The 12,338-nt window shown below is 53.1% G+C and carries 9 protein-coding genes and 1 pseudogene; 1 reads left to right on the top strand and 9 read right to left on the bottom strand.

All coding sequences use genetic code 11. From position 1 onward, the window contains the following. Window positions 1-2: 2 nt before the first annotated feature. The 8 genes and pseudogenes from DT594_RS17480 to DT594_RS17445 all read right to left on the bottom strand — a co-directional run bounded on the left by DT594_RS17480 (window position 3) and on the right by DT594_RS17445 (window position 9,876). Complete coding sequence (locus DT594_RS17480; RefSeq protein ID WP_149334285.1) at window positions 3-2,975, bottom strand: glycosyltransferase; 2,973 nt, start codon at window positions 2,973-2,975, stop codon at window positions 3-5. Continuing rightward, window positions 2,972-4,294, bottom strand: a complete 1,323-nt coding sequence (locus DT594_RS17475) for an ABC transporter ATP-binding protein (RefSeq protein WP_342780312.1) — start codon at window positions 4,292-4,294, stop codon at window positions 2,972-2,974. The genes DT594_RS17480 and DT594_RS17475 overlap by 4 nt, the downstream gene beginning before the upstream one ends. A gap of 1 nt (window position 4,295) precedes the next feature. Next, window positions 4,296-5,117, bottom strand: a complete 822-nt coding sequence (locus tag DT594_RS17470) for an ABC transporter permease (protein ID WP_149334282.1) — start codon at window positions 5,115-5,117, stop codon at window positions 4,296-4,298. Between the two features lie 2 nt (window positions 5,118-5,119). After that, entirely contained in the window at window positions 5,120-6,196 is a 1,077-nt protein-coding gene (gene rfbB, locus DT594_RS17465) for a dTDP-glucose 4,6-dehydratase (RefSeq protein ID WP_149334280.1), read from the bottom strand. After that, window positions 6,189-7,073 carry a dTDP-4-dehydrorhamnose reductase gene (rfbD, locus tag DT594_RS17460; protein WP_149334278.1) on the bottom strand — a complete coding sequence of 295 codons (885 nt, stop codon included), beginning with the start codon at window positions 7,071-7,073 and terminating at the stop codon, window positions 6,189-6,191. Before rfbD ends, rfbB begins: the two co-directional genes overlap by 8 nt. Further along, window positions 7,066-7,641 carry a dTDP-4-dehydrorhamnose 3,5-epimerase gene (rfbC, locus tag DT594_RS17455; RefSeq protein ID WP_149334276.1) on the bottom strand — a complete coding sequence of 192 codons (576 nt, stop codon included), beginning with the start codon at window positions 7,639-7,641 and terminating at the stop codon, window positions 7,066-7,068. The genes rfbD and rfbC overlap by 8 nt, the downstream gene beginning before the upstream one ends. Then, window positions 7,638-8,525, bottom strand: coding sequence for a glucose-1-phosphate thymidylyltransferase RfbA (gene rfbA / locus DT594_RS17450; protein ID WP_149334274.1), 888 nt, complete (start codon window positions 8,523-8,525; stop codon window positions 7,638-7,640). The genes rfbC and rfbA overlap by 4 nt, the downstream gene beginning before the upstream one ends. 394 nt (window positions 8,526-8,919) lie before the next feature. Then, window positions 8,920-9,876 (bottom strand): annotated as a pseudogene (locus DT594_RS17445) (UDP-glucose 4-epimerase family protein). A 306-nt stretch (window positions 9,877-10,182) separates the two neighbouring features. Here DT594_RS17445 and DT594_RS17440 point away from each other — a divergent pair. Further along, on the top strand, window positions 10,183-10,563 hold the full coding sequence (locus DT594_RS17440; protein ID WP_149334272.1) for a VanZ family protein: 381 nt from the start codon (window positions 10,183-10,185) through the stop codon (window positions 10,561-10,563). 156 nt (window positions 10,564-10,719) lie between these two features. On the opposite strand, the gene DT594_RS17435 is transcribed toward DT594_RS17440, so the two are convergent. Further along, window positions 10,720-12,039 carry a DEAD/DEAH box helicase gene (locus DT594_RS17435; RefSeq protein ID WP_149334271.1) on the bottom strand — a complete coding sequence of 440 codons (1,320 nt, stop codon included), beginning with the start codon at window positions 12,037-12,039 and terminating at the stop codon, window positions 10,720-10,722. Window positions 12,040-12,338 lie beyond the last annotated feature (299 nt).

The following is a 12,338-nucleotide window of genomic DNA, read 5'->3' as shown; positions in this document are numbered from 1 at the left end:
GCCTACTCCACCAAACCGGGCTTGCAATGCTGCAGAGACAGGTTGGGATTATAGAACGGATCTACCTTCTCACGCTGGTACGGAGCGTACTTAAGCACCGACTGCTCGAAATCCCCATCCGGCACATGCGGGCTGCGGGTTTTCGATTCATAGTGGTAGAGCTTCACTTCTCCGCACTGGACGTTGTAATAACCTTTTTTCCAGGCCCTGAGTCCCAACTCCACGTCACTACCACAAATTATGAAAGCTTCGTCGTAGCGCCCCAGCTCTTCAAACTTCGCGCGAGTTATAGCAGTACAGGCACCAGTGACCGACAGTACGTTGCGAGTCAAAACTGGCGATACAAATGGGCTAGAGGGATCGTGCGCATTTGGACTGGTGCGATACACGTGATCGGCCCACCCCCCCATGCCGACAACGACGCCCGCATGCTGAATAGTACCGTCCTCGAATAGGAGCAGACCGCCGACCAATCCGACGTCAGGCAAAAACGCGTAACCCGCAAGGCTTTGCAGCCAGTCAGGCGCAATGACCACGGTGTCGTTATTCAGAAAAACGAATAGATCCCCCTTCGCTAGCTCAGCACCTATATTGTTAAGCCGAGACCAATTGAAAGGTTCATCTATTCTTTTAACGGTTACTCTCGCGTCGCGCCGGGTTATCTCGGTAAAGTAAGCGTGGCTTTCCTCTTCAACTGAACCGTTATCGATAACGATAATCTCAAGATTTTGCCAGGTAGATACACCTAGTATGCTATCGATACACATGCCAAGCAGATCTACCCGATCCCGGGTGGGGATAATGATTGAAATCAGCACGTCTTGCGGTTGTTTGAAGACCGCCTTGTAGGTGAACAAGTCTTCCCTTTCGGCCATCTGTATATTGGCTTGAGGGTAGTAGTTTTCAACAAACCGCTGAACAGCCAGCCGACCTGCGTCATGTGCATAAGGCTTAGCGGCAGAATGAGATGCGGTGCTACCCGCATGCATGCGCCAGTGATAAAGCACTTTTGGTACATGAATGATGGGCTCTTTCTGCGCAGCAACACTCAGCCAGAGTGCATAATCCTGTGCGCCTTCCATGCCAACAGTAAAGCCACCCACTTTAGTCAGTAAGTCCCTTCGAATGCAGCATAGGTGACCAACATAGGCTTGACTCAAGGCTAGGTGAGGCGACCAGTCTGGTTTGAAGAATGGGCATTGGCGACGACCGGAAGCATCAATTTTGTCTTCGTCGGAGTAAATCATGCCTGCGGTCGGATTTTCCGCCAGCGCATGTACTACCCAAAGTAGAGCGTGTTTTGCCAGAAGATCATCGTGATCAAGCAGTGCTACCCAATCACCTGTCGCAATGTCGAGTGCGCTGTTAGATGCTGCGGAGATGTGGCCATTTTCTGCCCGGAATACTACTTTGATCCGTGGATTGCTCGACGCGTAATTCTGCAAGATCGTTCGAATACGGGGATCAGAAGAAGCATCGTCAGCGATGCATAGCTCCCAGTTATCATATGACTGACCGATAACTGAATCGATTGCCTCACATAGCCAATCCGGATTCGGATTATATGCAGGGATGACAACGGAAACCAAAGGCGGCTCCATTGCTGCGTTGATGCGTTCAAACATCGAGTGACGCTCAGCTTCGGCCAAAACATCATGCCGCTGGATCCAGGCTGAATAATCGTCTGTACTCCCATGCGACATTCCGGACTGCTCGAGCACTGGCTGCAGCCTGCGCTTTAGCCCTGGCAGGCCTTCGGTCCGTGCTACATGGACGACTTTCCTCGCAACGCCCATAGCGCCCATATCCTTGAGCGGCTTGCGGGCTACACCGGTCAAACGCCGTAGACGCAGTGCACTGTTACCCAGGAAACGCAATGGCTCGGTTACACGCCAGCTGGTAGAAGATCGCACTTCTAATAATTCGTCTTCCAGTTGAGCTAGTCGGGCCTGACTTTGCTCGCATTCGGCGTTCAATTGCTCATGCTCTTCCTGAGAGGCAGAATACGTAGCAGACTCTAGTTCCAGAGAGGCTTGTTTGGCCAAAGCCAGATTCAAGCTCAGTTCCATCTCCGCCAACTGAGTGAGTTGCTCATCCAATTTCGTCTGCAGTACTTGGACCTGGCTGCGGCTATCTTCAAGCTGCGACTTCTGATCAAGCCACAGCTCATCAATGCCCTTAGGCAATGCTGTCCAGGGGTTTTCTGACTGACTCACGCTTATGGCTAATTCGCCATGCTTACCCGCTATAGCTGGCACAGCCTTGGCTTGCGTGCCGGCGATGAACCGAGAGCCTAGTTGATTGGCTGTTTTAGGCGCCTTGCGCACTATACAAATAGAGTTAACAAACTCTATTGAGTGCACAGTGGCGAGCACAGCCGCGTCGAAAGGCGCGTCAAATGCTGCAGTAAAGCCTTCGAGAATGTCAGTACTGGCTTTGTCTACGCCCCAGTGTTGCTGATTGACTACATCCGCGAGACGCTTGAAAAAAGCTACAGAAGAATACGGGGCATAGAGTCCCCCGCCAAATTCCTGCCAATAGCTGCAGTGCAAATCTTCTACGACGTACAAACCACCGTCATTGAGGCGAGAAAAATAACGTGAGAACGTTCTGACAATATCTATTGAGGTATGCGAACCATCGTCGATGATCAGATCAAACCGCTCGGAATGAGCAAGCACTTCCGCCTCAGCTTCGCTTGTATTGGCGTCACCTATCACCAGGGCAATGCGCGGATCGTCGTAGCTCAGCTGGGCACAATCGGGATTGATATCGCAACCGATCAGCTTTTCAGCATGCGGGAAATACTTGCTCCAGATGTCCAGCGAGCCACCATTCTGGATACCGATCTCGAATAGCCTGACCGGTTTGGCGCGATACGCAGAAAACAACCGATCATATTCGGCAAGATACAAAGTCCACTTGTCCGACACTTTGCCTTCATGCTCTTGATAAAGCTCTAGTAATGATTTCATGTGAGTTTTTGTAGCACCACTTCATCAAAAGGCACACCTACCAGGCCCCAGCGGATGGTGCTGGACGACACGTTGAGTATCAAAGCGTCATGTAACCAGTGATGTTGCACATTGTTGTACAAGTCTCCGTTTGCCAGTGACGTCATCACTACGTACTGCCCATTGGGTAGCATCGGCAAGCGGAATGTGAAATAGGCCTCAAACACCTCGCCAGCAGCGACCGGCATGGGCTTGATATGAGTAAAGGCTAGCGTGTTTTCGCCAAACAGATCCTGCCCGAGGCGGTCGCGGAGCAAAAAGCCTAAAATTGGCTGATCGAAAGCGACATGTGCTACCGCGCGGATCCTTATACGGACCGTCTCACCGCCTACGTATACGTTTTCAGACACGCCCGACAATGATTCCAACGATGCTGATAAAATCTCCCCTGAGCCGCTCTTCCAGCCGTTGGCGTCGTTAAGGTTGTCAGAGACCTGCATCTGGCTATCGTAATTCAGGAGCGCGAAGTCAGTAGGCGTGTCGGTTTCTTCTGCCCTCTCAACATTTTCACCTGGCTCGTCACTGATACTTTTGAGCGAGGCGTTATCGCCGTAGACTTCCTGCAAGGTATATTGCAAATAGCTTTCTGCGATCTCTTTAGCTGGGCCGGCCTGTCGCAAGTTGCCTTGATGGAGCCAGATGGCATGCTGGCACAGGTTCAACACTGAGCTCATGTCATGGCTGACAAACAATAGGGTGCCGTTCTTCTTGAAATTACGGATAAAGCGCATACATTTCTGGGTGAAGACTGCATCACCTACGGCTAAAGCTTCGTCAATCACGAGAATGTCGGCGTCTACATGAGCGATTACAGCGAAAGCCAGCCGCACGTACATGCCGCTGGAGTAGTTTTTCACTGGCTGGTCGATATGCTCTCCAATATCGGCGAAAGCCTCAATTTGAGAATAGCGATCGTCGACCTGCTGCTTGGTCAGGCCATAAATCGAAGCCGACATGTAAACATTTTCGCGCCCGGTAAACTCTGGGTTGAACCCGGACCCCAGTTCAAGTAGTGCCGCCACTTTGCCGTTCGTCGTGATCTCGCCGGAAGTGGCGTTCAAGGTGCCACAGACTAGCTGAAGCAATGTGGACTTGCCGCTGCCATTACGCCCAATAATACCTACTGTCTCGCCGCGCTTTACTTCCAGACTCACGCTATCAAGCGCCCAGAACTCTTTGTAGTATTGCCGCTTACCACGAAACAGCATCTGCTTGAGGCGATCCTGAGGACGGTCGTAGATCAGATAGCACTTGCTAAGATTTGAAACCTTGATCGCCACGTCAGAGCACATCGGCGAACCCCTTGCGTGTCTTCTGAAATACAACAAATCCGGCGTATCCAATGATGAGGCTTGCTACTGTGTAGTAACCGAGCCCCGACCAATTCGGCTCTGCGCCCTGAAGCATAACGGTGCGAACCTGTTCAATCACAAACGTCAGCGGGTTCACGTGGTAGATCCATAAAAACTTTTCACTGACACTCGAGAGTGGGTAAAAAATCGGGCTAAGAAACATCATTGCGGTCAGGATCGGGGCAATAAGCTGTCCGATGTCACGCAGGTATACTCCTAGAGCGGAAAGACCCCACGTCAAACCGAGGACCATCACTGCAAAAGGCGCAAAAACAATCGGTACCCAGAGCATGTTCCAGGAAAATTCCCAGCTGGACAATGTCATCAATATCAACAGAATGATGTAGCCTGCGACCAGATGAAACAGTGCTGCGAGCATTGTAACCAAGGTAAGAACTTCTAAAGGAAACACCACCTTTTTGACGTAATTGGCGTTACCAATAATCAGGTTAGGCGCACGCGCCAAGCACTCAGAGAAAAAGTTGAACAACAGCAGGCCCGCAAATAACGCAACAGCAAAATCGAGTGACCCGCTCTGCGCGCGCTCGCCCCACCGTGCTTGAAATATCTCACCAAAGACGAAGGTGAAAACCGTGAGCAAGAGTATTGGTGTGAGAAAAGACCAGAAAATCCCTACAAAAGAACCGCGGTAGCGACCCACGACCTCACGCTTCGACAAGTTGTAAATGAGCCGTCGCTTCTGCCATGTTTCTCTTACCAAACCAAGGGGCGATATGGAAAAGTCCCTCATGGTTAGTTGGCGCTCCCCAGTCTTTCTCGCTGGTAACTGCCATCCTGCACCCGCTGGCACCAGGCCTGGTTATCCAGGTACCACTGTACGGTTTTGCGGATACCGCTTTCGAAGGTTTCTTGCGGTACCCAGCCGAGCTCGCGCTGAATCTTGCTGGCATCAATGGCGTAGCGCATGTCGTGGCCAGGGCGATCCTGTACGGTGGTGATCAGATCCTTGTAGGTGCCTTCCGCACGCGGGCTCAGCTCTTCCAACAGATCACAAATGGTGTGAACCACTTCGATATTCTGCTTTTCGTTATGGCCGCCAATGTTATAGGTTTCACCGATTGTGCCTTGGGTCGCAACCAGCACTAGGGCTCGGGCGTGATCTTCGACATATAGCCAGTCGCGAATCTGGTTACCCTTGCCGTACACCGGCAGTGGCTTGCCCTCCAGTGCATTGAGGATCATCAGGGGCACCAGCTTTTCGGGGAAGTGATAGGGGCCGTAATTGTTCGAGCAATTAGTCAAAACGGTTGGCAAGCCAAAGGTACGATTCCAGGCGCGGACCAGGTGGTCAGAACCGGCCTTGCTGGCCGAGTATGGAGAGCTTGGCGCGTAAGCTGTGCTCTCAGTAAACAGTGGTAACTCACCGGACTGCTCTTCCGGGTGAGGTAGATCACCGTAGACTTCATCGGTCGAAATATGGTGAAAGCGGAAGCCGGCTTTTTTCTCGGCATTCAGCGTCTGGAAGTAGGCTCTTGCCTGATCCAGCAGGACGTAGGTGCCGACCAGGTTAGTTTGAATAAACTCGCCAGGGCCGTCGATGGAGCGATCCACATGGGATTCAGCTGCCAGATGCATGATCAGATCCGGCTGGTGCTGTTCAAGCACCAGCTTCACTTCAGCTGCGTCGCAAATATCGACCTGTTCAAATGCGTAGCGCGGGTCATTGCTGACAGAGCTCAGGGATTCGAGGTTGCCTGCGTAGGTCAGCTTGTCGAGATTAACCACAGAGTGCTCGGTCTCGTTGACCAAATAACGTACGACGGCGGAGCCAATAAAGCCGGCTCCACCAGTAACCAGAATTTTAGACATGCGAATCGGCCTTGATTTGTTCCAGGCAAACCAACAGCGAATCGCGCCAATAGGGCACGCTCTCGCCAGTGGTTTGTTTGAATTTTTGCTTGCTCAACAGGCTGTAGTGCGGCCGAGCTGCGGGTGTGGGGTAGTCTTTGGTTTCGATCGGTTTAACCTGGCATTCAACGCCTGCCAGTTCAAAAATTGCCTTGGCGAAGTCGTACCAACTGCAGACACCTTCGTTGCTGTAATGAAAGACGCTGCAACCTTCAACAGGGTTACTTTCCTGTTGCTGGACCAATGCCATTATGGCGGAAGCCAGATCGGTCGCGTAAGTCGGGCTGCCAACCTGGTCATCGATAACGGTAAGAGCATCACGCTCGCGCCCCAGGCGGAGCATGGTCTTGACGAAGTTGTTGCCGTGCTGAGAATACACCCAACTGGTGCGTACTATGCAGGCGTTCGCGCCACTCGCCTGAATAGCCAATTCGCCGTTGAGCTTGGTTTGGCCGTAATTGTTGACCGGTGCGGTGGGGTGGTCTTCAGCATAGGGTTTGTAATGACAACCATCGAAGACGTAATCAGTACTGACATGAATCAGATAGGCGCCCTGCGCTTTGGCTGCCTTCGCTAGCGCCGCCACGGCGTGATGATTGACCTGTTCGGCCAGCTCCCGTTCCTGCTCGGCCTTGTCCACAGCGGTATAGGCGCCGCAGTTAATGATGTAGTCATACTGATGCTTTTGCAGATAATCCATGACCTGTTCAGGAGCAGCAAGGTCCAGCAACGCGCGATTGACGAAGGTGAATTCAACATCGGTGTTCTGCTCGGCCAAGTCCTGCAGGCTGCGGCCCAACTGGCCGGTAGAGCCGGTAACCAGTACCGTTTTACGCATAATAATTCACGCCATGTTCAAACATATTGCCAAGGGTAGCGAGCGTTGGCTGCCGAGCGTCCTTGTCCGACAGCTTGATATCCTGCTCTGGCACCTGCCAATCAATGTTCAGGTCTGGATCATTCCAGGCCAGACCGCGATCGCATTCCGGCGAATAGTAGTTATCGACCTTGTAGGCAAAAATAGCCTGTTCACTGAGGACCACGAAGCCGTGAGCAAAACCGCGCGGAACGAATAGCTGATGCTTGTTCTCTTCAGTCAGCTCTACTGCCACGTGCTGGCCGAAGGTGGGGCTGCCCTGGCGGATGTCTACAGCCACATCCAGGACGGCGCCTTTGATAACACGTACCAGTTTGCTCTGAGCATGCGGCGCCAGCTGAAAGTGCAAGCCGCGCAACACTCCGCGGCTGGAGCTGGACTCGTTATCCTGAATAAACTCGACCTTGTAGCCGGCGGCTTGATCGAACACGTCCTGGCGAAAGGTTTCCGCGAAGTAACCGCGTTGATCACCATGAACCTTGGGTTCGAAAAGGATAACGTCCGGAATCGCCTGAGGGGTGAATTTCATGGAATGGGGCCCTCTTCTGCGCACTTGATCAAGTACTGGCCATATTGATTTTTGGACAACTGCTTGGCCAGCGTCAGTAGCTGATCTTTATCGATATAACCCATCTGGAAGGCAATTTCCTCCAGGCATGCAACTTTGAGTCCCTGGCGTTTCTCGATAATTTCGATGAACTGAGCGGCTTCCAGGAGGCTTTCATGGGTACCTGTGTCCAACCAGGCATAACCGCGGCCCAGCAGCTCGACTTTCAAGCGGCTGTCGTCAAGATACATCTGATTGACCGTTGTTATTTCCAGCTCGCCACGGTCGGAGGGTTTAACCTCCTTGGCCTTTTGCACTACATCGTTGGGGTAAAAATACAGGCCAGTAACAGCATAGTTTGATTTGGGCGCTTTGGGCTTTTCTTCCAGGCTCACCACTGTGCCATCTGCATCAAACTCAGCTACGCCATAACGCTCCGGATCGTGGACGCGGTAGCCAAATACCGTTGCCTTGTTCTCTTGCGTGACGTTTTTGACCGCATTGGCCAACACCTGAGCCAGACCATGGCCGTGGTAAATGTTGTCGCCCAGCACAAGGCAAACATCGTCTTCGCCAATGAATTTTTCGCCGAGAATGAACGCCTGCGCCAGGCCATCTGGAGATGGCTGAGCTACGTATTCAAAGTTGATGCCCATTTCCGACCCATCACCCAGCAGACGCTGAAAACTGGCTTGTTCGTCTGGGGTGGTGATGATCAAAATATCTTTAATGCCCGCAAGCATCAGTACCGAGATGGGGTAGTAGACCATTGGCTTGTCATAGATGGGCACCAATTGCTTGGAGACGCCCTTGGTGATGGGATAAAGCCGCGTGCCGGAGCCGCCCGCGAGAACAATACCTTTCATTAGTACCTCAGCATGTAAGTGACGCTATGTAAGCTCGATTGCACCGCGAAAGACGGGGTCAATCAATCCGACGAATGTCTGCACTTTTATACCGACGTTAGAACAGCATCATCAAGAGCACACCCGAGAGCAGCTCAGCGTCAATGCGAACATCCGTGTAATTAAAATCAAATGGCAAATCGTGGGACTGCTTGGAGCGATAAACGCGCATGTTAACTGCACTGATTTCTGACAACAACAATGGCATTTCAGTATTATTTCGGTTTCATGAAATTAACGCTCTGCAAGCGCCGACTGCTGGGGCTTGACCTGTACAGCGGTCCGACAAATGGCATGTATGCTGCTGCCTTTGCTGGGAAGACTGAGCTTACGACTGAATAATCAAACTGAAAAATCAAGAGCGCTGGGTTCGCAAAAACTCGTCTGCTGTCTGTTTCAAACCCTGGCTCAGGGACACTGGCGGCCGCCAATTCAGTGTTGTGCAGGTCTTTGTCATATCCACTCTGAGGGATGCGCAGAGGCGCTGCGCCATCGCACTTCTGCCCAGTAGCTTTGCTGCGCGCTCAAGTATTGAGGCCGGTACCGGTATCAACCTGGCGGGTTTAGACAAGGCAACTGCCATCTGCTGCAGTAACTGGGTGGTAGATAAATCTTCGCCGTCGCTGACAAGAAATACTTGATTGGCTGCAGCAGGGTGCTGAACGCAGGTGACAATAAGGTCGAGCAGATTGTCCAATGCGACAAGACTGCGTTGGTTATGTATGGCACCGAGCGGAAGCGGGATTCCCTTGTATAGCCAATTCATCATGATATTGAAATTGCCTTTTACTCCGAGGCCATAAACCAAGACGGGGCGGATAATCACTATTTCCATACCGGTGGTACGGGAGAGTTCTCCTAGACCCTGCTCTGCCTCTCATTTGGACATGCTGTAGGGGTCCGCTGGCGCAGGCGCGTCATCTGCGGTGAATGCGCCACTGGCATGCGTGGCTTCTCCATTGACCTTGATAGAGCTCAGGAAAATAAATCGCTTTACTCCGGCTTTCGCAGCCTGACGCGCGAGCGCCAATGTACCGTCTACGTTAACCTGTCTATATGCGGTCAACGGATCCGTGGCGGTTTCGGACATGACATGCACTCGTGCGGCGCAATGAACGAGCACGTCTACCGACGCCAGTGCGGCTGCCCAGGCATCATCAGGGCCGAAGCCCTCGATCACAATATGCTCATCCGCGGCGCTTTCAAATGGTCTTCTGGAGACGCCGCAAACTGAATAATTTCCGCTGCAAGACAGCATAGTAGTTAATGCAGATCCTACGAAGCCGTTAGCGCCCGTCACCATTACCTTCATCACTACCCCAACCTCGGTACTTGAGCTCAATTTCCTACTACGTCCTGCAACGGCCTGCAGCGCCGAAAGGCATACATGGGGCAGAGGCTGGCTTGATTGGCGAATGGTAGCACTGAGGTTTGACGCTGCCGAGCACCAATTGGTCTAACGTCGACTCGGATTTAATGTCGCTTCAGGTTATGATCCAGCGCTATAAGCGGTCAGTAGAATCATCCGATTGCAACTGAACGCCGCGCAATAACGTCAACCCATGCCGTCGTGAGCATGATCAGACCAACGTGGGTTGAATAATTTATTGGAGTGTTTATGTGGCTGAGCACTGCGCGCCGGTGGGTGCGCTTGCGGGCAATGTTCAAGGTTCTATTTTTTATTGTGCTTCTCTTGGCTTTGTATCTTGGGCTAAGACCCTCACCGACCCCTGTCACCTATAATTGGATGAGCGATCTTTACCATGCAGGCGGGCTTTTTGTTTTGATGCTGCTGAGCTATCTGAGCTTCCCACGCTGGCGTTGGTGGGCACGGGGGCTAATGATCTTCGCGCTCGGTGCAGGCATCGAATATGTTCAGTCCTTTCATCCGCTGCGCGTAGCTGACTGGTCTGACCTTGGGGCTAACGGTGCGGGCGTATTGAGCGGGTGGGTGGTGATCTTTCTGTTTCGTCAGGGTAGTAGAGGTGCAGATGATTAATCTACGCGGTATGCGGACCTTAGATGGATCCCCGCGTTCGCGAGGATGACGGGAAAGATGCGCGGATGACGGGATTGGTGCGGGAATACTGGGCACAGTGAGGGGTGACTGCAGTACATGACACCCCGCTTTCGCGGGGCGTCAAAGAATCTGTAATCAGCTGCGCTTCTTTGGCGGGCCGAATCCATCTGAACTTGTCACGACCTGGCCTACCGGCGCAGCGGGCTTACGTTTAGCCGCTGGTTTGGACTTCGGGCGCTTCTTGCCATCTTTCTTCTTGTCATCTTTCTTTTTCTTGCTGCCTACCGGCTTGCCGGATGACTTGGTCTTTTTTGGGCCCTTGTAGCTCCCGGGTAGCTCTTTAACCAGGCGCCGCTCGAACTGCCTACGTAAATAGCGCTCGATGCTGGACATCAAATTCCACTCGTGCGGCGCGACCAGCGAAATGGCCACGCCTTCCGCCCCTGCCCGTCCGGTACGGCCTACGCGGTGCAAATAATCATCACCACTGCGCGGCATGTCAAAGTTGATGACCAGGTCCAGCTCGTCGATATCCAGACCGCGAGCGGCGACGTCGGTAGCGACCAGCACGCCGACCTGCCCTTGCTTCAAGCGTTCGATGGCCAGTTTCCGGTCTTTCTGGTCTTTTTCGCCGTGCAACACATAGACCCGCAAATCCATCGCCCGCAACACGCCGTTAAGCCGGTCAGCCATGACTCGGGTGTTGGTGAATACAATGGCCTTACCGGGGCTCTCGTTGATCAGCAGCCACTTGAGCAGCGCTTCCTTATGGGTCTGGTCGTCGGCGGCGATGACCTGCTGGGTGATCGCCGGGGTATCGTCGCGGACGGTGCTGAGTTGCAGCAGGTGTGGCGTGCGCTGCACCTCCTCTACGACACGCTTTAGTGCCGCGCTGCCTTTCGTAGCGGAGAACAGCATGGTCTGTCGTTCTGGCGGGCAGGCATTGGCCAGTTTCATGACGTCTTCGGTAAAGCCCATATCCAGCATGCGGTCGGCTTCATCCAGAACCAGCACTTGGATGGACGAGAGGATCAGGCTGTTGGCTGCCAGATGCTCGAGCGCGCGACCAGGGGTGGCGATGATGATGTCCGGATTCTTGCGCATCTTCGCTGACTGAACTTTGAAGTCTTCACCGCCGGTGATCAGTTCAGCCTTGATAAAGGTGAACTTGGCGAAGCGTTGTACTTCGCTGAGGATCTGCCGGGCCAGTTCGCGGGTGGGTAGCAGGATCAACGCACGTGGCTCGAGGGCCTGGCTTTCTTCGGTCATTAACCGCTGTAGCAAGGGCAGCACAAAGGCGCCGGTTTTGCCGCTGCCGGTCTGGGCGATGACATGCAGATCGTTGCCTTCGATGGCCAGGGGGATGGCGGCTTCCTGGACCTGGGTCGGGGTATCGAACTTGAGTTCTTCAAGACCTTTGAGCAGACGTTCGTGCAGGGCAAATTCGCTAAACAAGGATGCTTACCTCGGGGGACGGCGGTGATTGGGTTGAATGGTGGGTAGTGTAACACCCTGATGCCTGATGGAAGGTCAAAATGGGTTCCCGCGTTCGCGGGAATGACGGAGGTGGGCGGGAATGACATGGAGGTGTGGGAATGACTGAAACCTGGGTTTGGATTTGGGTACGGTGCGCACCCTGGCTGTTGTATGGATTAGCCCGCGCCCCACCCCGTCATTCCCGCGCAGGCGGGAATCCATTTTGACTTTGGGTTTGGGTAGCACTTCTTGGATTTGATAGTCCGCTTGGATTCCCG

Source organism: Halopseudomonas laoshanensis, assembly GCF_008365385.1.
In the GTDB taxonomy this organism is placed as follows: Bacteria; Pseudomonadota; Gammaproteobacteria; order Pseudomonadales; family Pseudomonadaceae; genus Halopseudomonas; species Halopseudomonas laoshanensis.
Note: the sequence above shows the minus strand (reverse complement) of the source record. Positions and strands in the feature narration are given on the sequence as shown.